The organism is Chondromyces apiculatus DSM 436, assembly GCF_000601485.1.
Taxonomy (GTDB): domain Bacteria; phylum Myxococcota_A; class Polyangia; order Polyangiales; family Polyangiaceae; genus Chondromyces; species Chondromyces apiculatus.
Genome location: NZ_ASRX01000005.1, coordinates 277275 through 298743 on the forward strand (window position 1 = coordinate 277275; position 21469 = coordinate 298743).

Genomic DNA, 21469 nt, shown 5'->3' on the forward strand with positions numbered 1-21469 from the left:
CACCTCCGGCAGCGGTACGGCGGAGGACTAGCGTACGCGGTGGCTGCGGTCATTGCGGACCAGATCGACGGCGCAGAGGATGCCGGACTGGAGCGTGCCGCGCAGCAGGACGTGGCCGAGGTCCACGTCGAGGTCCACCAGGGTCTTTGCCACGTCGGGGCGCACGCCGGTGAGGACCACCTGGGCGCCGAGGAGCTGCACGGCCTTCGCCGCGTTGACCAGGGTCGAGGCCACCTGCGCGTCGAGGCGGTCCATGCCGGTGATGTCGAGGATGGCGACGCGCGCCCGGCTCTGGGTGATGCCGCGGAGCAGGGTGGAGAGCACCTGCTCGGCGCGCTCCTCGTCGACCACGCCGATGAGGGGCATGACCACCACCTCGTCGCTGATGGGAATGAGCGGCGTCGACAGGTCCATGAGCCGCCGCGCCTGCTCCTGGATGACGCGCTCGGCTTCCTTGCGGGCGCTGATGTCGAGCTGGAAGCCCATCAGGCGCGTCACCCTGCCGTTCGCGTCCCTGCTGAGGATCTGAGCCCGTTCGAGGTCCCAGCGGTACGTCCCGTCCTTGCGCCGCAGCCGGTTCTCGCAGACGCAGGTCGCGGATCGCCCCTCCATGTAGGCAGAGACGGTGTCCATGACCAGGGAGATGTCCTCCGGATGGAGGAGCTGCATCCACGCCCTGGCGTGCGGCTCGATCTCGTCGCGCGTGTAGCCGAGCGACGAGATCCACTGGTCGCTGTAGTAGGCCTCGTCGGTGTCCACGTTCCAGTCCCAGTAACCCTCCGGCAGCAGCTCCAGCACCTGCGCGAGCCGCTGCCTGGTCTCCTGGAGCGCGACCTCGGTCTCCTGCTGCGGCGTGAAGTCACGGTGCACGACCAGCGCTCCAGTGCCCTCGCCCTCCCCCGTGGGGAGCGGGCTCACCACGATCTCTGCGTGGCGCCGCGCAGGCGCGCTCCCGCAGGCATAGGTCAGCGTGAAGTCCGGCGCCTTTCCTGCGAGCACCTCGCGCAGCCCGCGCGCGAGCGCCTCCCCGGGCCCATCCTCACGCGCCTCGGCGCAGCGTCCCGGGTAGTCGACGCCGACGCCGAAGCCGCCCCCGGCGAGCGCCTGCGCCGCGGCGATCTCCGCCCACGGCGCGTTCACGGCATGGATGCGGCCTGCTGGGTCGACGATGGCAGCAGGCGCGCGCAGCGCACGAAGGAAGACGTCATGAGAAGCCAGGTGCATACGACCCCCTTGTCAGCATACGGTCCCGAGGCATCTCGCAGGCGTGATCGATACAGAGACAGAAGTCGCAGATCCGGTGTCTCCGGACAAGGACCCTCGGGGCTGCGCGGCGCCGCTTCGTGGGCTCCTGCCCTTTCCCCGCCTTCTGGAGGACGAGCCCACCGCGAAGGCGCTCCTCACCCATGTCGCCCACCATCCCACGGATGGCGTCAGGTCACGCTCGCATGTAGACAGGCGTGGCGATGGCCTTCACGCCGCTCAACGCCCTCAACTCGTTCATCGCTGTCGCGCGTCGTCGCAGCTATGCGGCTGTCGCGAAGGATCTCGGGGTCTCCACGTCTGCACTGAGCCCATCCGTTCGCCAGCTCGAGACACGCCTCGGGGTCACCTTGCTCACGGGGATCTCGCGCAGCGTGGCGCTCACGGACGCGGGGCAGCGGCTCCTCGAAGATGCCGGCCCCGCCGTGGACCAGGCCCTGGAGTCGCTGAAGGCCGTCAAGGTGAGGCGCGGCGAGGTGACGGGTCGGGTCAGGCTCACCGTGCCCTCCGCCGCGGTGCCGCTGGCGCTCGCGCCCCTCATCCCGCGGTTCGTCGAGCGACACCCGAAGGTGGAGGCTCCAGCATGACTGCCTCTGCGCGCGATGGACGCCCAGCGGAGAGCCGTGGGCCTGGGAGCTCGAGCGCAGGAAGAAGATGTGGCGCGTGCCTGTGCGCGGCCCCGTGACCACGAACAACACGGCGCTGATGCAGTCCCTCGCGGTCGCTGGCGTGGGTCTGCTCTACCCGCTGGAGCCGCTCATCGCCGACGAGCTGGCGCGCGGGAGCCTCCGTATCGTCCTCGAACCGTACGCTCCCGCGGTGCCGGGCCTGTTCCTGTACTTCCCCAGCCGTGCCCAGGTCTCCCCTGCGCTCAAGGCGTTCGTCGACGTCGCGCGTGGACGCGCTATCCCGAGAATCTCGAGCGCTTGACGGGCCGCTGATCGCGTCCGCGGGTGAGCTCGGTGGCGCTGGCGATGCCTGCCTGGAGGGTGCCGCGCAGGAGGATGTTGCCGAGGTCGACGTCCAGCTCCACCAGGGTCTTTGCCACGTCGGGGCGGACGCCGGTGAGGACCACCTGGGCGCCGAGGAGCTGCACGGCCTTCGCCGCGTTGACCAGGGTCGAGGCCACCTGCGCGTCGACGTCGCTCATGCCGGTGATGTCGAGGATGGCGACGCGCGCCCGGGTCCGGGTCAGCCCTTCGAGCAGGGTGGAGAGCACCTGTCCGGCGCGCTCCGTGTCCACCGTGCCCACGAGCGGCATGACCACCACCTCGCTGCTGATGGGGATGAGCGGGGTGGACAGGTCGAGGAGCCGCCGCGACTGCTCCTGCACCACGCGCTCGGCGTCCTTGCGCGCGCTGATGTCGATCTCCATCCCGATCATACGCGTCGGCTTCCCGCTCGCGTCCCGGGCGACGATGCGACCCCGGTCGAGGCTCCACCGATACGAGCCGTCCTTCCGCCTCACCCGGGTCTCGCAGACGTAGAGCGGGGAGCGGCCCTCCATGTACGCGGCGACCGAGGCCCTCACGCGCTCGACGTCGCCGGGGTAGAGGAGACTCACCCAGCCCTTGACGCTCTGCTCGATCTCGCCGGGCGTGTAGCCGAGCGAGGTGACGTACCGGTCGCTGTACAGCACCTCGTTGGTCACCATGTTCCAGTCCCAGTACCCCTCGGGCAGCAGCTCCAGCACGAACTCGAGCCGCTCCCGGGTGAACCGGAGCAGCATCTCGGTCTCCTTCTGCTTCGTGACGTCGCGGTGCACGATCAGGGCGCCCATCCCCTCTCCGGTCGGGAGCGGGCTCGCGGCGATCTCGTCCTGGCGCAGCGTCGACCGCGCCCCGCTCACGTAGGACAGCTTGAACGCCGGCGCCTCGCCCCCGAGGACTGCGCGCACCCCGTGCGTGAGCGCCTCGACCGGCCCGTCGGGGCGCAGCTCGGCGCAGCGCTGCAGGTAGTCGACGCCGACCTCGAAGCGATTGCCGGCGAGCACCTGCTCGGCGCCGATCCCCGACCATTGCGTGTTCACGGCGAGGATGCGCCCCGCCGGATCGAGAATGGCTGCTGGATCCAGGATCGCGTTCACGAAGGTGCGCAGAGAATCGAAGCTCACCAGTCCCCCTTGCGCGGCGTGCTGTCCAGCGCCATACGTCCTACGGGTCTGATCGACCGAGCGACAGAAGTCGCAGATCCGCGTACTTCGGACAAGGCTCCTCCTGCGCTCTTCGCGCCGACGAGCCCGCTCACGCTCCGCCCTTCTCGCTCCTGCTGGCTGACTTCAGGGCGATCAGCGGGTCTTGCGCCCGCGGGTGAGATCGGTGGCGCTGGCGATGCCTGACTGGAGGGTGCTGCGCAGGAGGATGTTGCCGAGGTCGACGTCCAGCTCCACGAGGGTCCTTGCCACGTCGGGGCGGACGCCGGTGAGGACCACCTGGGCGCCGAGGAGCTGCACGGCCTTCGCTGCGTTGACCAGGACCGAGGCCACCTGCGCGTCGATGTCGCTCATGCCGGTGATGTCGAGGATGGCCACGCGCGCCCGGGTCTCGGTGATGCCGCGGAGCAGGGTGGAGAGCACCTGCCCGGCGCGCTCCGGGTCCACCACGCCGATGAGGGGCATGACCACCACCTCGTCGCTGATGGGGATGAGCGGCGTCGACAGGTCCATGAGCCGCCGGGACTGCTCCTGGATCACCCGCTCGGCCTCCTTGCGTGAGGTGATGTCGACCTCCATCCCGATCATGCGCGTCGGCTTCCCGCTCGGGTCTCTCTCGACGATCCGGGCCCGATCGAGGTTCCACCGGTACGTGCCGTCCTTGCGCCGCACCCGGGTCTCGCAGACGTAGCTCGGGGAGCGGCCCTCGACGTACGCGGTGAGGTCGCCCATGACGCGCGCGAGCTCGTGGGGGTGGAGGAGCTGCGTCCAGGCGTTGACGTTCGGCGCGATCTCACCCACCGCGTAGCCGAGCGACGTGAACCACCGATCGCTGTAGTAGACCGAGTCGTCCACCATGTTCCAGTCCCAGTACCCCTCGGGCAAGAGCTCGAGGACGCGCTCGAGCCGCTCCCGGGTGTCGCGGAGCGCGGCCTCGGTCTCCTTCTGCGTGGTGACGTCGCGGTGCAGGATCAGCGCGCCGATCCCGTCGCTGGTCGGGAGCGGGCTCGCGATCACCTCTGCGTGGCGCCGCTCGGTCGGAGCCCCGCAGGCGTAGGGTAGCGTGAACGCCTGCGACCTGCCCGCGAGGATCTCGCGCACCCCGCGCGCGAGCGCCTCGCCATCCGCATCGTGGCGGACCTCGGCGCAGCGCTGCAGGTAATCCACGCCGACGTCGAACGGAGCGCCGGCGAGCGCCTGATCGGCGTCGACCTGCGACCAGCGCACATTCGAGGCGAGGACGCGGCCGGCGGAGTCGAGAATGGCCGCAGGTTCGAGGATTGCGTTCAGGAAAGTGCGAAGGGCATCGAAGCTCACCAGTCCCCCCTTGTGAGGCGCACGACGCTGCGCCGCGTGCTCACTGAGTCGAGCCGTCGAAAGGTTACGAGCGCAGAGCCAGCCGTGCCGGTGGTGGACGGTGCGAGCGGCGCTGCGGTTCCATTCTCGCATGTTGATCCGTCGCGGTGTCGACGCGTCGCGGGTAATCCACTGTCACACAAAGGGTGGTCGCCGCAGCAGAGCGCAGCCGCTGTCCCCCGAACGGTGCTGGCCCTCACGGAAAGGCTGACCGAGGGCCACTGGCGAGAGGCACACGTCCGTCGACGTGCGCCGCACGACCATGGAGGCCAGAATTGCGGGCGTCACAGGTGCGCTGCGATCATGGGAGCCGGCGCCACGATCGCAGAAGGGCGCCATGATCGTGGATCCCGCTCCCATGGCCGTGGGCGTGAGAGCCATGGTCATGAGAGCCGGACCCACGGCTCTGGAAGCGTGACCGACGGTCGTGAAAGCGTGACCCACGGCCATCGAGAGGGGCTCCACGACGAGGGAAGCCGGACCCACAGCCATGGGGATCGGACCCACGGTCGTGGAAGCGTGCGCCATGGTCGTCTCAGCGGGAAGGACGATCGTCGGTCTCGATGCGCTCCGAGCCGGTATGGTTTCACACGGAAGGCTGCCGTCTTGTGACGCGGCTTGCTCCCATTCCCGACCCCACGAAGCCGACATACCCTTCATCATTGTTGCTAACATATGCTTTTGATTTTCATATTCAATTAACAAGCGCATGCTGGTCGCCATGAAGACCAGAGGCAGGCCAGGGGGCGCGGCGGGCGGGGTGGGGGGTGAGGGTCGTCATGTCGGGTAGCGCGGTGGCTGAGGTGGGAGGCGCAGGGGCCGCAGGGGTGGCGGTGGGGCGGAGGGAGCCCGCGCCGTCGGCGGGGTGCGAAGGCGGGGCGTCGCAGGGGGACGCGTCGGCAGGAAGTGCAGGGGATGTGCGCGGGCTCTCGGGGCTGCTGCGGCTGCTCGGGTCGCAGGCGGGCCTGGTGTCGGCGTCGGCGCTGGCGTCGGTGCTGGGGGTCGCGGTGGGGCTCGTGCCGTTCTATTGCGTGGCACGGATGGCGACGGCCATCTATGCGACGCCGGCGCGGCTCGACGAGGTGCAATCGCTGGCGTTCGTGGTGCTCGGGGCGCTCGGGGGGCGGGTGCTCTTCAATGCGCTGGCGACGGTGCTGGCGCACGTGGCGGCGTTCAGGGTGCTGCACGATCTGCGGCTGCGGCTGGCGCGGAAGCTCGGCGGGGTGCCGCTCTCGTTCTTCGCATCGCGGACGACCGGAGAGCTGAAGCGGACGATGATGGACGACGTGGCGCAGGTGGAGTCGTTCATCGCCCACCATTTCCCGGATGGGGTCGCGGCGATTGCAGTGCCGGTGCTCGTGACCATCGCGCTGCTCTCGGTGGACTGGAGAATGGCGCTGGCGAGCGTGGCGGTGATGCCGCTGGCGATCGGGGCCATGGCGTCTTCGATGCGGGGGATGGACGAGATGCACCGCAAGTGGTTCGCACTGCAGGACCGCACCAATGCGTCGATGCTGGAGTTTCTGCGCGGCATTCACGTGGTGAAGTCGTTCGGGCTGACGGCGCAGCGGTTCGGGGACCTGTCGCGGTCCATCGAGGAGGGGCTCGCGTGGATGGTGAGCTTCATGCGCACGAATGGGCGGGGATACGGGACGTTCGCGGCGCTGATCGGGTCGAGCCTGGTGGTGCTGATCCCGGTGGGCGGGTTGCTTCACGTGACGGGGAAGCTGTCGCTCCAGGACTTGGTGCTGTTCCTGGTGCTCGGGCCGCAACTCACGCTCTCGATGATGCGGCTGATGTTCGCGTGGGGGAACGTGCAGCGGATCGAGGAGGGGAACGCGCGGATCATGGTGGTGCTGCTCGCGCCGGATCTGGTGGCGCGGGGCGGGACGAAGCTGCCTGCGCACCACGGGATCGCGTTCCGGGAGGTGAGCTTCTCGTACGGAGAGGAAGAGCGCGGGAAGGCGAAGGAGGCGCTGTCGCGGGTGTCGTTCGAGGTGGAGGCGGGGAAGGTGACGGCGCTGGTGGGGCCGTCGGGGGCAGGAAAGACGACGTTGGCGCGGCTGGTGCCACGGCTGTGGGAGGCGACGTCGGGGCGGGTGGAGGTGGGCGGGGTGGACGTGAAGGAGATGCCGCTCGACGTGCTGCTCGGGAAGGTGTCGGTGGTGTTCCAGGAGGTGTTCCTGTTCCACGGGTCGGTGCGGGAGAACCTGCGGCTGGCGAAGCCGGACGCGACAGAGGCGGAAATCGTGCAGGCGTGCAAGGCGGCGCGCGCGGACGAGTTCGTGCTCAGGCTGCCGATGGGCTACGGGACGCCGCTCGGGGAGCGAGGTGCGCGGCTTTCGGGCGGGGAGAAGCAGCGGCTCTCGATCGCGCGGGCGCTCCTGAAGGACGCGCCGATCCTGGTGCTGGACGAGGCGACGGCGTTCGCGGATGCGGAGAACGAGGCGCTGATCCAGGAAGCGCTCTCGGCTCTGTGCCAGGGCAGGACGGTGCTGGTGATCGCCCACCGCCTGGCGAGCGTGGCCTCGGCCGACAAGCTGGTGGTGCTCGACGAAGGCGAGGTGCGGGATCAAGGGACGCACGAGGAGCTGCTCGGGCGGTGCGCGCTCTACCAGGAGCTGTTCGCGCACCAGTCCGAGGCGGCAGCGTGGGTGCTGTCGACCGAGGGATCGGCGGCGGACGCGGGAGGTGCAGCATGATCGGGGATCTGCTCTCGGTCGGGGACAGGCTGGCAGGAAAGAGCGATCCGCGGCTGCGGCGGGGGCTGGTGTTCGCGGTGCTGGAAGCGGCGTGCGCGGCGGTGCCGTTCGCGGTGGTGCTGGTGCTCGTGCGGGCAGCGCTGGAGGGGCGGCTGACGCTGAGGCTGACGTTCGGGCTGACGGCCGTGGCGGTGGTGGGGGTGCTCCTGAGGGTGGTGTGCGCGCGGGCGGCGATGAGCGACATCTTCCTCGCGGCGCACGCGCTGATGGGGGCGGCGCGCATCCGGATGGCCGACCACCTGCGGCGGCTGCCGATGGGGTTCTTCTCGCAGCGGCGCTCCGGGGAGCTGGCCGGGGTGCTGACCACGGACCTGGCGCTCGTGGAGGACATCTGGTCGCACCTGCTCGGGGTGTTCGCGGCATCGCTGGCGCTGCCGGTGCTGGTGGGGCTCGGGCTCTGCGTGCTCGACGCGCGGCTGGGGCTCGCGGTGCTCGTGGCGATGCCGCTCGCGTTCTGGGTGCTGGGGAAGACGACGCCCATCTTCGTGCGGCATGTGGGGAGCCTGCTGGAGGCGGGGAGCGACGCGAACGCGCGCATCGTGGAGTACGTGCAGGGGATCGCGGTGCTGCGGGCGTTCGGGCGGCAAGGGGAGGGGTTCACGCGGCTCGTGCGGTCGATGGAGCGGCTGCGGGACGCGTCGATCCGGGTGGAGGTGGCGCCAGCGCCGCTGATGTCCCTGTTCGGGTTCGTGGTGGAGGCGAGCTTCGTGGTGGTGGCGCTCGCGGGGAGCCACCTGGCGCTCGGGGGGGCGGTGGCGCCGGCGACGCTCCTGGTGTTCCTGGTGGTGTCGGTGGGGGTGACGCGGCAGCTCTCGGAGGCGGGGGTGGCGCTGCTGGCGCTGCGGGCGGCGCAGCGCGCGCTCCTGCGGATCGAGGCTCTTCTCGCGGAGCGGCCGATGGTGGAGGCCGAGGTGCGGGCGCCGGCGATCACCCGGTTCGAGGTGACGCTGGACCGGGTGTCGTTCGCGTATGACGAGGAGCAGGTGCTGTCGGAGGTGTCGCTGACGCTGCCGGAGCGGAAGCTGACGGCCATCGTGGGGCGGTCGGGGTCGGGGAAGTCGACGCTGGTGCACCTGGTGGCGCGGCTGTGGGACGTGGAGCGGGGGAAGGGGGCGATCCGGGTGGGCGGGGTGGACGTGCGCGACGTGCCGGTGGAGGCGCTGCACCGTCACGTGGCGATGGTGTTCCAGGACGTGGTGCTGTTCTCGGGGTCGGTGCTGGAGAACCTGCGGGTGGGGAAGCCCGACGCGACGCGGGAAGAGGTGATCGCGGCGGCGAAGGCGGCGCGCGCGCACGGGTTCATCGAGCGGCTGCCCGAGGGCTACGAGACGCAGCTCGGGGAGGGCGGGGGGCGGCTGTCGGGCGGGGAGCGGCAGCGGCTCTCGATCGCGCGGGCCATCCTGAAGGACGCGCCGATCGTGCTGCTGGACGAGGCGACGGCGTCGGTGGATGCGTCGGCAGAGGCGGAGATCCAGAAGGCGATCGACGCGCTGGTGAAGGAGAAGACGGTGGTGGTGATCGCGCACCGGCTGCGGACCATCGCGCGGGCCGACGCGATCGTGGTGCTCGACGAGGGCCGGGTCGCGGAGCAGGGGACGCACCGGGAGCTGCTCGCGCAGGGCGGGCTCTACGCGCGGCTGTGGCACGAGCAGCACCGGGCGAGAGGATGGCGGCTCGCAGGGGTGCGTGGAGGGGAGGAGGGGCGCGCGGCGGAGGACGGGCTCCGGAGGTGAACCGACAAGAGCCTGTCGGGGGTGGCTCGGGCAGGCGTAAGATCGCGAGGTGACGGGCAAGCCGGCAGCGAAGCAGGGCGACACGATCGTGGGGATCGATGTGCACGTGGTGATGGTGCCGGCGCCAGGAGGCGCGGTGCCGACGCCGACGCCGATGCCGTTCAGCGGGAAGCTGTCCGGTGCGCTGAGCAAGGACGTGCTCGTGGAGGGGAAGGCCGCGGCAGTGCAGGGGAGCACGGCCGTGAATGCGCCAGCGCACGTGCCGGCGGGGGGGACGTTCCAGCGGCCTCCGTCGAACGAGGCGCGGGTGCAGGCGGGGAGCCGGTCGGTGCTCATCAACAACAAGCCCGCGGCGCACCTCGGGGATCCGGCGCTGACCTGCAACGATCCGGCTGACGCGCCGAACGGGAGCGTGATCGCGGCAGGGACGGTGCTGGTCGGCGATTGAGGGGCAAGCGTGAGGGCGGCGGTGTCGATGGGCAGCGGTGGGGCAACGGGCGGGAGAGAGGCCAGGCGCGGGGGAGGCGCCACGGGCGGGGGAGGCGCCACGAGAACCGCAGGAAGCGGCGCTGGAGAGGGGGGAGCGGGAGCGGAGGCGCCGATCCGCGGGGTGTCGCTGGTCCAGTACGCGGCGGTGAAAGCGGCGGTGGCGGAGGGGTTCGCGCTGGAGGAGGTGCTCGCCGTCGAGGGGCTGAAGCCGCGGGCATTCGCGGCGGCGGACCTGGGGTGGAAGCAGCGGGTGGTGGCAGCGCCGGAGGTGCTCGCGGCTTACGAGGTGGCGCTCGCCGAGGCGGAGGACTGGCTGGAGCGGCCCGTGGAGCCGCTGGGGGACGAGGTGGAGGCGTGGGCGAGCTTCCTCGGGAGCCTCGGAGGGGCCGCGGGGGGACCCGGGGGAGCAGAGCTGCTCGCGGCGCACGGCCTGGGGTTGAACGATGTGTCGCGGCTGCGGAGGCGGTGGGCGCGGCGCACGGAGAAGGACGCAATGCTCGGAGAGCGGCTCGGGGAGCTGCGCGCGAGGCCCGGGGCACTCGGGAGTTTGAGGGTGGGGCCGCGGGTGCTGCGGGCATCGCGGGTGGTAGGGGGGCGGCCGTCGGAGGAGGGGCGCGCGGGAGCACCGGGGGCGATGGGCGCGGCGGGCGCGGCGAGCGTGGAGGAGGCGCTGGGGCTGGGTCTGGCTGAGTACGCGGCGCTATGTGTCGAGCTGGAGGCATTGCCAGGGCAGCGGGAGCGGGTGCTGCGGCGCCACCGAGTGGAGAACGAAGCGGCAAAGGCTGCGCTGGATGCGCGGTGGCAGGCGGCGTTCGCACGGGATCCGACGCTGGCGACGGACTGCGCGCGGCTGCGGGCGCACCATGAGAGGCGGGTGGCTGCCCTGGTGGCGCGTGCGCAGGAGGCGGAGGCAGGAAGAGCGGAGGCAGGAAGAGCGGAGGCAGGAAGGGCGGAAGGGGGAGCAGGGGAGGGAGGCTCGGGCACGATGCCCGGAGGGAGGGCCTTCGGGGCGCCAGCGTTGGAGCGGGGGCCCGGCAGAGGATCACGCTTCGTGGCTCCGGTAGCGTTGCAGGTCACAGCGCCGCTGGTGGATGTTCCGCGTGGGGCAGCGCTCCCCTTTGCGAAGGTGGAGGGGGAGGTGGTCACCGCCAAGGCAGCGGCGCCGAAGGTGCTGCGGGCGGCGGAGTCGCTGACCGGGACCACGCCGAGCCTGGACATCCCGCGTGGTCCAGCGCTTCCATTCGCGGAGGCAGGAACGCCCGCGAAGACTGCAGGGGTGCACGGCGCGCTCGCCCAGACCGCGCCGACGCTCGACGTCCCGCGTGGTCCAGCGCTTCCGTTCATCCGCGAGGCGGCGGGGCCAGTGTCCGCGTCAGCATCGGCAGTGTCGCGGCCGGCGCCGGGATCGACAGTGCCGCCGTCGTCGTCGTCATCACTGTCGTCGTCGTCGTCGTCGGCAGGATTGCCCTCGGCGGCGCCGACGGTGCGACCAGCTCCGAGGAGCGCTCTTGCGGAGACCTCGCTTCAGGTGGCGATCCCGCGGGGGTTGCTGGAGAAGGCAGCGCTTCCGTTCCGTCCTGGGGTCGGTGAGTCGGGAGCCTCGGCGGTGCCGATGCCGGACCAGGAGCGCAAGCAGGTCAAGGAGGCTTCCGGAGCCACGCCGACGCCCGCTGCAGCTCAGGAGAGCAAGCGTGGGCAGGAGGCGAGGCCCCCGGTGAGCGCGCCGACGCCGTCGGCAGGGCAGGAGGGCAGGCGGGTGGAAGGGGCGCCGCCGCTGCGGGAGCCGGTGGAGAAGGTGCTGTCGCTCGCGCATTACGCGGCGCTGTGCGTGGAGCTTGCAGTGACACCCGAGGTGCGCGCGGCGATCTTCGAGCGCTACGGGCTCGGAGACCCTGCGAAGCGGGCTGCGGTCGACGCGGCCTGGAAGGAGCGGCTCCGCTCGAATCCAGCGGAGTACGGCCAGTGGCAGGAGATGTACGGGCGCTGGTACGAGCTCCGGAGGCAGCAGGGGCAGCAGCGGAAGCCCTAGGGCGGAGCTGCGCTGCGCGGGCCGAGGCGAGGACGACGGTCGACACTTTCCAGGGGTTGAGGCGCATGGGCAGCTCCTTGGCGACGAACGTGAGGGGTGGCGCCTCGTTCGACACGCGGGTGCTGCCCGAGGGAAAATGGTCGGTGCGTTTTTCGCGGGCGGGGCGATGGGAGGGAAGGTCGGCGCCGTGTGCGTCGGAGAGGGGCGCTCCCGCGGCAGGACAGGAAGGTGAGCCGTTCAGGGCTTCGTGGCGGGCTTGCCGGTGTCCTTGGGGGCGGAGGCGACGGTGCCGATCTCCCATTCCTTGTCGGCGCTGGAGGCGCTGTCGCCGAAGCTCACGATGTAGGCGATGCCGCCGTCGATGATCTTGGTGACCTTGCAGGGCTCGATCCGGGCGATGCTGGTGGCGAGGCAGGGCTCCCCGACCTTGAGGGGTCTGGAGGTGTCGATAGGGGTGACGTCGGCGAGCTTCACCTTGTGGAAGCTGCGGCCGGCACGGGGGTCGCCATCGCCGAACTGAGTCTCGACGGAGACCCAGGCATCGTCGCCGCTCACCGCGAGGACGGCGCCGAGGTCGTGCGTGTCGGCGTCCTGAGCGGGGAACCGGGGCTACCTCTTCCTGATCCCGAGCACGTTCTTGAGATGCAGCTTGGCCCGGTCCCTGCGCCGTTGACGGACGACGGTCTGCTGGTTGGACTGGCTCTGGTGCGGGCCGGGCATGATTGAAAAGCCCTGGGGTGCGGCAGGATCTTGGGCTGTGGAGACGTCCGTCATGGCTTCGTCCTGTCCCGGGGTCGCGGCCGGCGTGTCACCCGTGGATGTCTGGGAGGCGAGCAGCGTGTCGGTGGGATCGACTGTGAGGCTCTGCATCTGGGTGCTCAATCCCTGTCTCTGGGAGGCTGCGGCGACGCGCCGGGAGGCAGCACCTTTCCCCTTCCTTCGGGCCGTTGCTTTCCCCTTCTTGCTCCCACCTTCGACATAATCTTCGTCTTTGGGATTGTCGTCCTCCATGGCCTCATCCTCGGGCGGCTCGTCCTCTGCGTACGCCTCCTCTGCGTACGCCTCCTCTTCCGCGCTGTCGTCCGCGTCTTCCATGTCCACATCGAGGGGCTCGCTGGACGGGCTGGCGTCGGACTGGGAGACGTTCAATCCGTTCGCGGCATTGAGCCATCTGTCGTTGGGATCGGTCGCGAGCCCGTGCAGTATCTGCTTGTTCTGGTGCTGGGAGTGGTCTGCACGAGGGTAGTTGGAGACGTAGTCGGGGGCGCTGCTCGCGTCGCAGCGGACCTCCTCCCACGCGAACCGGCCGCCGGTATAGTGGCCAATCTGGACAGGGTGCGCGGGCGAATTGGCATCGTCGCCGGTCATGGCGAGAATGACGGTGCCGAGGTGTGCATCGTCCCCTGCCACCGTCACTTTCCCCGAGGCAGGAGGCTCGTTGGCGGCCGCGCGAGGGGGCACGCCCATGCGCGGAACCGTGGAGTTCGTGAGCTTGATCCTCTGGATGTGAGGGCTGCTGGAGAGCGCCGTGATCGTCTCCTGGTGGGGATGCCCGTAGCTGTTCGGACCGGTCGAGATGAGGGCGAGCTTGGCCTTCGTCTGCTTCAGGAACCGCGGGGAGGTGCTCTCCCGCGCGCCATGGTGGCCGCACTTGATCGCGCAAACATGGCCGTCGTTGCCCTTCACCAGCTCTCCGGCCAGCGTGTCCTGAACCTCGTTGGTGAGGTCGCCGGCCGTGTAGAACGTGAAGTTGCCGTAGGTGAGCAACATGGTGAGGCTATTGTCGTTCTCGTCATTGCCGCGGCCAACAATGGGACGCATCCATTCGAGCGTGAGAGCAGGCTCGCCGGGTTGTCGAACCCCTTCGTTGAGAATGAGGGGCTGGTCCTGGACAGGGCGTGACGATTTGGGTGGAGGCGGCGGGGTATTCGCGAACTCGGCGCGGCGCTCCTCTCTATCCTCGGCTGTACGGATGGCTGCTTCCAGGGTCGTGAGCTGCTGGGGCTTACTCTGGAACAGCTCCGGGCGCCTGCGCACGCGCACGCCGGGGATGAGGGGCGCGTCGGCATCGCCGCCTTGGTCCTGGCGCCGGTCCGCACCGTCGCGGTACAGGACCTCGCGGACGATGATGTCGTCCTGCTTCAGGAGGGCGATGATCCCCTCGCTGTGATCGTTGTCGTAGTGGGTCACGATGGCCTTGTGGATCGTGTCCCAGCCATGACTCTTCATGTAGCGGCGGATGGTGCCGCCTCCTGTGGTGGTGTGGCCTCCGTCGATGAGGACGAGCTGCGGGGGGCTCTGCTGCCCGGGTGCGCTGGCCGGTGTGTACACGATCAGCGCGGCCTCGCCCTGACCCACGTCGATCTGGTGAATCTGGAGCGTGGCGGGGGGCATGCTCAGTCCTCCCCGGGGGTGGGCGTATGGTGGTGCCTGGCAGGCGCGCTGAGAGCGACGGCCGTGCGCGCGAGCGCCAGGGCCACGCCGAGGGTTTCGGTGTCGTCATCCACGGCGTGATCCGGCGCGAGCCCCACGCCGTCGAGGTCGCGGCCGTCGGGGAGCCGGTGGCACGCGAGGGTGGCCATGTGGGCCATCGGCGCGTCGTGTTCCGCAGTGGAGGAGGGCAGGGGAGGGCAGGGGACAAGGGCCTGGGCCGTGCCTTTGCCGTAGGTGCGGGTGCCGACGAGCGTGGCGCGACCGTGCGCGGCGAGGCTGCCGGCGAACAGCTCGGCGGCCGAGGCGGTGCCGCCGTCGACGAGCACGACGAGGGGGAAGCTGTAGAGGCGCGGTCCGCGGGCGCGGTGGGCCACCTCGTCGCCGTCGGGGTCGAGGGTGGTGACCACGAGGGCAGAGGGGTCGAGGAAATCGGAGGCGAGGTCGATGGCGGCCGTCAGCGTGCCCCCGGGGCAGCCGCGGAGGTCGACGATGAGGGTGGCGAGGGGCTCATGGGCAGCGTGGCGCTGCGCTTCGAGGGCGCGGACTGCGGTGAAGACAAGGGCGGGGAGGGCCGGGGAGAAGACGTCGATGCGAATGAGGCCGATGCCATCGTCGTGGAGGTGGGCATCGAGGGGAGCGCCGCGGGTGGCGCGCGCGAGGTCAGCGGCGTCGGCAGCGGTGAAGGGGCGAGGAGCGGCGGTGGGGGCGGCGTAGGTGTAGAGGACGTGGACGACGCTGGGGATGACCACCATGCCGAGCATGTTGTTGGCGTTGTTGCCGGTAGTGCGGCAGGTGAGGTGGACGGCGGGGAGCTTGTCGACGTGGACGATGGGGTTGCCGGTGAGGTAGGCGCCGCGTCCCTTGATGGTGTGGTGGGCGATGCCAGCTTCGTCGCCCGAGGTCATGGCGATGATGGAGGCCATGTTGAGGGCGGGGATCATCGCGACCTTGACGATGGGGGAGAAGGTCGCGGCCTGGGCATTGAGGGCGATGTTGGGGTAGGGGACGGGCACGATGGCAGGGCCCACGGGCGTGCGGCACACGTCCGGGAAGCCGAAGCTCATGCCGAGGCCTTTGTTGGAGGCGGGGAGCATGGGTCAGCCGAGGTGGATCTGCTTGCCGTTCACGGTGACCGTCTCCTCGGTGTGGAGGGTGGCGCTCTTCGCCCGGGTGAAGGCGGTGTCGTCGACGAGGGTGTGGCTCTGGCCGGCGCGGACGCTGAGGAGGGCGCTGACGCGCTGGTAGAGGGAGGTGCACTTCGAGACGACGTCGCCGGCGAGGATGCCGAGGCGGTCGACGGCGACGTCGAGGGCCGGGCCGGCGATGGCGACGCCGCGGTCGCCCGCGAGGCGGAGGGTGCCGCCCTCGGCCCGCAGCTCGACGTCGCCCGGGAAGGCGAGGGAAGCCTTGCCGGTGCCGGAGAGGACGCCGATGGCGTAATGGTGGCGGCCGCGGCCGATGACGAGGAGGACATCGCCGGCGACGGGCTCGTAGAGGAACGCCATGGCCATGCGGGCGCGGACGGGGCGTGGCGCGGCGGTGGAGGTGGGGGCGATGGGAGCAGCGGCAGCGATGACCGGCGCGCTCGGGGGAGCGTCGTCGTCCTCCAGGGCGAGGAGCTCGACGGTGATGACCCCGTCGGGGGTGACGTCGAGGACGCGCGCCGGGCCGAGGTGCTCGCCCGGGTGGGCGGCGGCGTCGGGCTGGTCTGTCAGCGGGTCGAGGCGTCGTGCGGCGTTCGCCATGGGGCTCTCCTGCGCTTCGGGGTCAGAGGGGATCGTCGGGGAGGTCGGGCGGGCTCCAGGCCTCCGCCTCAAGGCGGTCGAGATCGGTGCGTGTAGCTCCGGTGAGGGTGGCGCCGCTGAAGCGGGCACCGTCGTCGCGGACGTGGTGGAGGTTGGTGGACGAGAGGTCGGCGTGAGAGAGGTCGGCCTCGGTGAGGTCGGCGTGGGAGAGGTCAGCGTGGGTGGCCTTGACGCCGACGAAGGTGGCGCCGCGCGCGGTGACGCCGTCGAGGAGGGCCTCGCGCAAGTCGCAAGCGGCGAGGTTGGCGTGGGAGAGGTCGGCGCCCGTGAAGGTGGCGCGGCGGAACATGGAGCTGGTGAGGCGGGCGGTGGAGAGGTTGGCGCCGCCGAAGAAGGCGCCCTTTCCAGCGGTCTCGGAGAGGTTGGCGCCGGAGAGGTCGGTGCCGCGGAAGGTGGTGCGGGTGAGGTTGGCGCCCTGGAGGTTGGCGCCCTGGAGGTTGGCGCCCGAGAAGTCGCTGTCGGTGAGGTCGCAGCCGGAGAGGTCCATGCTGGAGAGGTCGGCGTGGGTGAAGTTGGTGCGGGCGAAGCGGAGGCCGGCGAGGGGCTGGCCGCCGAAGTCGGCGCTGGCGAGGTCGACGCCCTCGAAGGAGGTCTTGTCGAGGGAGGCGCCCGCGAGCCGGGCTTCGCGGAGGGTGGACTGGCGGATGGAGGTGCGCTGGAGCCTTGCGCCTGCGAGGTCGGCGCGGTGGAGGATGGCGCGTTCGAGGCGGGCGCCAGAGAGATCGGCGCCCTTGAGGTTGGCCTGGGTGAAGACGGCGGCTTCGAGGCTCTGGCCGGAGAGGTCGACGCCTTCGAGGTTGGCCTGGGTGAAGATGGCGCCGTCGAGCTTCGCGCCGGAGAGATCGGCGCCGCGGAGGTCGCACTGCATGAGCGCGGCGCGCTGGAGTGTGGCGCCGCCGAGGCGGGCGCCGCGGAGGTCGGTGCCGTTCAGGGAGGCGCTGGAGAGATCGGCGCCGGAGAGGTCGACGCCGCGGAGGTCGGCGCGCTCCAGCTCGGCGCCGCGGAGGTCGCTTTCGGCGAGGTCCACCGTGTCGAGGCGGATGCCGTCGAGGATGCAGCCCGCGAGGTGGCGGGGGAGCCGGGCGCCGCGCAGGTCCGCACCCGAGAGGACGGTGCGTTCGAGCCTGGCGCCGTCGAGATCGGCGCCGTGGAGGTTGGCGGTGGCGAAGCTCGCCTCGGTGGCGGTGACGTTGCAGAGGCGGGCGCCTTCGAGGTTGGCGCGGGTGAAGGAGCTGCGCGCGAGGGTGGCGCCCGAGAGGTCGGTGCCCCGGAGGTCGGCGCGGTCGAGCTTCACGCCGTCGAGGCGGGCGTCGCGAAGGTCGCCCTGGGTGAGCTTGACGCCGATGAGCACGGTGTCACCGAGGCGGGCGCCCGTGAGCCTGGCGCCGTCGAGGCGGCAGCGGAGGAACCGGGCGCCGGTGAGGTCAGCACCGGTGAGGTCGGCGCTGGTGAGGTCCACGCCGACGAAGAGGGCGCCGCGCAGGTCGCAGCCGTCGAGCTTCGCGTCGAGGAAGCTGCAGGCCGTGAGGCGGGCGTCGCGGAGGTCGCCCCCCGTGAGGACGGCGCGGTTGAAGCGGACGGTGGTGAGCTCGGCCTGGGCGAGCTTGATGCCCTGGAGGTCGGCGCCGCGCAGGTTGGTGGAGGCGAGGCGGATGCCTTCAAGGGGCTCGCCGCGCGCGACCCTGGCGAGGATCTCGTCGCGGGTCACAGGTGATGGTCCAGGATGGCGCGCTTGAGGTTGGCGCCCTCGAGGTTGACGTCTGTGAGCGAGGTGCCCTGGAGCCGGGCGCCGTAGAGGCTCGCGCCCGCGAGGATGCCGCGGTCGAGGGTGGCGCGCGAGAGGTCGGCCGAGAAGAGGTTGGCGCGGGCGAGGTTCACGCCGGAGAGGTCGGCGCGGAGGAAGCGGGCGTGGCGGAGGTCGGCGCCCTGGAGGCGGGCGTGAGGGAGGCGGGCGTCGTCGAAGGTGGCGGCGGGCAGGACGGCGAGGCGGAGGTCGGCCGCGGGCAGGTGGGCACGGAGGAAGATGGCGCCGTCGCCATGGGCCTTGCGGAAGGTGGCGCCCTGGAGATCGGCGTCGGCGAAGCTCGTGCCGGCGAGGTGCGCGTCGGCGAGGGTGGTGCCTTCGCCGCGCACTCTGGAGAAGAGGCAGCGGAGGAGGGACGCGCCGGAGAGGTCGGTCCGGTCGATCAAGGCGCCTTCGAGGAGTACCTGTTCGAAGCGGGCACCGCGGAGGGTGGCGTCGGTAAGGAGGAGGCGCGAGAGGAGGGCCCCCCTGGCGATGGTCTCGTCGAAGCACGCGGCGGTGCAGTCGCCGTCCTCGAAGCTCGCCTGGTCGAGGATGGCGCGATCGAACCTGGCCCGGGCGGCGCGGGCGCGGGTGAGGTTGGCGAGGGAGAGGTCGGCGCTGCGGAAGTCGGCGCCCTCCAGGAGGGCTTCGTAGAGCACGGCGCCGCGGAGGGAGGCGCCTTCGAGCTGGGCGCCAGCGAGGGTGGCGCCGGCGAGGATGGCGCCGTCGAGGTTCGCGCCGCGCAGGTCCCAGCCGGAGAGATCACGCCCGCGGAGGTCCTGGCCAGCGAGGTTCTTGCCGGGCGTTGATGGCGCCTCGGCGGGTCGGGCGGGGGTGTGCTGGTGGAGCGTGTGCTCGGCGCGGTCGAGGGCGTCGAGGGTCTGCTGGGGGGCACCCTGGGTGGCGGCTCTGGTGCGGAGGGTGGTGAGGCGTTCGCGGAAGGCGCGCATGGCGGCGCCCACGCGGGGTTCCTCGGCTGCGGATGGGACGCCGGACGCACCGACAGTGCCACCGGAGCCCGGCAAGGGAGCGATGTCCGGCGTGCCGCGGAGTGCCCCGGCGAGCGAGGCCGCGAGATCGTGATGGGGAGCGGCGCGGGCGATGAGCTGCGTCACGGTGGCCTCGACGCGGGCACGGTGTTCGGGCGGGAGGCGGGAGAGCCGGTCGCGCAGGAGGGCCATGGCCTCGTCGTGCGCCGTGGTTGGTGTCGCGGGAGGTGCGGGGGAGGTTGGAGGGGCGGGCGCGGGGGACGGCGCGGGAGAGGGCGTGGGAGACGGCGTGGGAGACGGCGCAGGAGACGGTGCGGCAGAGGGCTGGGCGGGAGCCCTGGTGAAGCCGGTGGGCGAGAGGTCGGAGAGGCCCAGAGGATCGCGGGCGAAGGCGGCCATCTGCTCGCGGTAGAGGGCTTCGGGCTGAGCCCCTCCGAGCTTCTCCGCGGCGACGAGGACGGTGGTGACGTCGCGCAAGTCGAGGTCATCGACGGGGGTGAGGCCGCGCCAGGTGAGAAGGACGATCTCCTGGTCCATGTCGACGAAGAGGGTGTCGAGGTGCAGGGCGATCTCGCGCCCGCGGCCGGCGCGGTCGTCGACGAACACCCGGGGGCGGACGCCGGGGAGGCGGCAGGCGTAGGAGACGTGCTCGGGGTGGAGGTTGTGGAGGACGATCTCCTCGTCTCCTTCGAGGTAGCCAGGGAGGCGCTGGTCGGGGGGGGCAGCGTTGAAGTACGTCCAGTCGAAGTCCTCGGCGTAGAAAGGGGCGCGGTGCTTCGCGTACGAAGCGCCGTAGTCCTTGCCGACGCGGGCGCGGCGCTCGGGCCAGAAGGGAGAGATGGGGCCGAAGCCGGCGGGGTGCGGCCTGTCGCGGCGGGTGCGGACGCCGTGGCCGGGGGTCTCGACATTGGGGAGCTCGCCCGTGCCGTGGCCCTTGCCGACGGGGTTGTGGTCGTCGTCGGGGCCGCCGAAGGCGTGGTCGTAGCCGAGCGGCATGCGGGTGAAGGGGAGGGGATCAGAGGGGTGGTCGCTGAAGGCGCCGACGCGCCAGACACGTGGGCCGACGACGAGGAGGGTTTTCGAGAAGGCGCCCACGCTGAAGCGGACGGGGCACTCGGGGAGGGGCTCGCCGCCGGGGGTGTGGCAGGTGCCGCGGAGGAGGACGTCGGCGGTGGGCTTGAAGTCGGCGAAGTCGCTGGGATAGAGGCAGGCGCCGCGCAGCTCGTCGTCGTCGTCGAGGAAGACGTCGCCGGTGAGCGAGGCCGGCTTCGGCAGGGGCATCGTGAGGGGCATGGCGACCCCGCCCGGAGCGAGGGCGAAGGTGCCACGGACGATGGCCGTCATCTCAGGCTGCGGCGGTCGCCTGGAGGTGACCGTGGTGCCGAAGAGGTACGGCGTGGTGTTCTTGACCCGCATGCGTCGCCGGGGCTCAGCCGAGGTTGATCATGGCGGCCATGTAGTTGATGGCGGCGGCCGTCTTGTTGTGGATGCTCGCGACCTCGGTCTTGATCTGGGCGACCTCCTGCTTGAGGGTGGAGAGGTCGAGCTTGGGGCCGGCGTCGTACTCGATGCGGCCGGCGATGCAGACGTCGAGCATGAGGCCGATGGTGATGTCGACGATGCCGCCAATGGTGATGGCCTCCTCGCCGCCGACCGTGATCTCCGCGACGTTGCCGACGATGATCTCGGTCTCGGTGCCGATGATGGTGGAGAGGGTGTTGCCCACCGTGGTGTCGAGGATGTCCGGGCAGGTGGTGGTGCTCGCCATCCTGTCGGCGGTGGTGCTGCTGGTGATGGAGTTCACGGTGGTGGAGTCCTCGGTGCTGCTCGCCGAGGTGGTGCTCTTGATGGCGCCGCTGACCGTGGTCTCTTCGGTGATGGCGTCGGCGAAGGTCTTGCTCTCCATCTCGGCCGCCCAGGTCTCGTCCTTGAGGAGCGGTACGGGCAGCGCACTCGACCCGGTGTACGACTCGATGCGCGTGGCCCAGGTGTGCTCGACGATGGAGGGATTCTCGCGGTGCTGGCCGGGGCTCTCGGAGCCGGTGGTGCTCTGGCGGATGTTGCCGAAATGCTCCTCGACGTTGTCCCCGTGGTAGCGTGTGAAGACGTCGCCCTTGATGGAGTTCTCGATGACCTTCCAGGTGCCGTCGTAGTTCTGGACGTAGCGGATCTCGCTGGAGGCCACGGGATCGCCTTCGAAGGTGATGCCGCTCTGCTGGACGTGCCCTCCGGAGGCGTCCCAGCCCGAGTCGTGGTTCTGCCGGCCGAGGACCAGCATGCGGTAGTTGCCTCGGATGATCTCGACCTTGTCGCCGCGGGTGGTGGAGACGCGGTTGCCGTCGGAGTGGTCACGCCAGCCACCCTTGCTATGGAGGCGCTCCGTCTCGGCTTTTCGCTCGGAGACGGGGACGAACTCGGGGCAGCCGTCGCGGACGCGGTCGTCGTCGGCGAAGCTCGTGACAAGCGCAGCGAGGTCCTCACCAGAGGCCCTGGGCGCGCCGGCACTCCCCGCGATGGCCGGGTCCTTGACGGCGCCGAGGCGGAGGTAGGACGACATGGCGTCGGCCTCGCCAGGGGCGTCGTTCCAGTTGGGGACCTCGATGAGGATGTATTTCCCCGAGCAGCTCTCCCCTTCACGCGTTCCCATGGCGTGCCTCCTCGGGCTCGATGCT

The 21469-nt window shown here is 70.8% G+C and carries 14 protein-coding genes and 1 pseudogene; 5 read left to right on the forward strand and 10 right to left on the reverse strand.

The features are described 5' to 3' along the window. Positions 1-27: 27 nt before the first annotated feature. Positions 28-1224, reverse strand: a complete 1197-nt coding sequence (locus tag CAP_RS43705) for a PAS domain-containing protein (protein WP_052374121.1) — start codon at positions 1222-1224, stop codon at positions 28-30. A gap of 242 nt (positions 1225-1466) precedes the next feature. Between CAP_RS43705 and CAP_RS55640 the strand changes: the two are divergent. Then, positions 1467-2193, forward strand: a pseudogene (locus CAP_RS55640) (LysR family transcriptional regulator). On the opposite strand, the gene CAP_RS04275 reads toward CAP_RS55640, so the two are convergent. Then, on the reverse strand, positions 2168-3376 hold the full coding sequence (locus tag CAP_RS04275) for a PAS domain-containing protein (protein WP_052374122.1): 1209 nt from the start codon (positions 3374-3376) through the stop codon (positions 2168-2170). The pseudogene CAP_RS55640 and the gene CAP_RS04275 sit on opposite strands and share 26 nt — an antisense overlap. 174 nt (positions 3377-3550) lie before the next feature. Beyond that, positions 3551-4732, reverse strand: coding sequence for a PAS domain-containing protein (locus CAP_RS43710; protein ID WP_052374124.1), 1182 nt, complete (start codon positions 4730-4732; stop codon positions 3551-3553). Positions 4733-5550: 818 nt separating this feature from the next. On the opposite strand from CAP_RS43710, the gene CAP_RS04290 reads away from it, so the two are divergent. From CAP_RS04290 to CAP_RS49865, 4 genes are all read left to right on the forward strand, one after another. Beyond that, the gene (locus tag CAP_RS04290) at positions 5551-7473 is read left to right on the forward strand and encodes an ABC transporter ATP-binding protein (protein ID WP_081864544.1); all 1923 of its coding nucleotides are present in this window, start codon (positions 5551-5553) and stop codon (positions 7471-7473) included. Further along, complete coding sequence (locus CAP_RS04295; RefSeq protein WP_044236274.1) at positions 7470-9266, forward strand: ABC transporter ATP-binding protein; 1797 nt, start codon at positions 7470-7472, stop codon at positions 9264-9266. The genes CAP_RS04290 and CAP_RS04295 overlap by 4 nt, the downstream gene beginning before the upstream one ends. Positions 9267-9315: 49 nt before the next feature. Further along, on the forward strand, positions 9316-9714 hold the full coding sequence (locus CAP_RS04300; protein ID WP_197040999.1) for a PAAR domain-containing protein: 399 nt from the start codon (positions 9316-9318) through the stop codon (positions 9712-9714). Positions 9715-9876: 162 nt separating this feature from the next. After that, the gene (locus CAP_RS49865) at positions 9877-11784 is read left to right on the forward strand and encodes a hypothetical protein (protein WP_044236276.1); all 1908 of its coding nucleotides are present in this window, start codon (positions 9877-9879) and stop codon (positions 11782-11784) included. A gap of 237 nt (positions 11785-12021) precedes the next feature. Here CAP_RS49865 and CAP_RS04310 read toward each other — a convergent pair whose 3' ends face one another. The 7 genes from CAP_RS04310 to CAP_RS04340 are packed head-to-tail and all read right to left on the reverse strand — an operon-like array spanning position 12022 to position 21444. Continuing rightward, positions 12022-12339, reverse strand: a complete 318-nt coding sequence (locus CAP_RS04310; RefSeq protein WP_044236278.1) for a hypothetical protein — start codon at positions 12337-12339, stop codon at positions 12022-12024. A 54-nt stretch (positions 12340-12393) separates the two neighbouring features. Next, positions 12394-14178: a ComEC/Rec2 family competence protein gene (locus CAP_RS04315; RefSeq protein WP_044236280.1), complete on the reverse strand. Its 1785-nt coding sequence runs from the start codon at positions 14176-14178 to the stop codon at positions 12394-12396. Positions 14179-14180: 2 nt separating this feature from the next. Beyond that, on the reverse strand, positions 14181-15311 hold the full coding sequence (locus CAP_RS43715) for a S41 family peptidase (RefSeq protein ID WP_052374126.1): 1131 nt from the start codon (positions 15309-15311) through the stop codon (positions 14181-14183). 3 nt (positions 15312-15314) lie between these two features. Next, a complete protein-coding gene (locus CAP_RS04325) occupies positions 15315-15962 on the reverse strand; it encodes a DUF3540 domain-containing protein (RefSeq protein WP_044236282.1) in 648 nt (215 codons plus the stop codon). Positions 15963-15984: 22 nt separating this feature from the next. Then, positions 15985-17730, reverse strand: coding sequence for a pentapeptide repeat-containing protein (locus tag CAP_RS04330; RefSeq protein ID WP_044236283.1), 1746 nt, complete (start codon positions 17728-17730; stop codon positions 15985-15987). Beyond that, entirely contained in the window at positions 17727-20213 is a 2487-nt protein-coding gene (locus CAP_RS04335) for a DUF2169 family type VI secretion system accessory protein (RefSeq protein ID WP_044236285.1), read from the reverse strand. Before CAP_RS04335 ends, CAP_RS04330 begins: the two co-directional genes overlap by 4 nt. Before the next feature lie 13 nt (positions 20214-20226). After that, complete coding sequence (locus CAP_RS04340) at positions 20227-21444, reverse strand: hypothetical protein (RefSeq protein WP_044236287.1); 1218 nt, start codon at positions 21442-21444, stop codon at positions 20227-20229. Positions 21445-21469 lie beyond the last annotated feature (25 nt).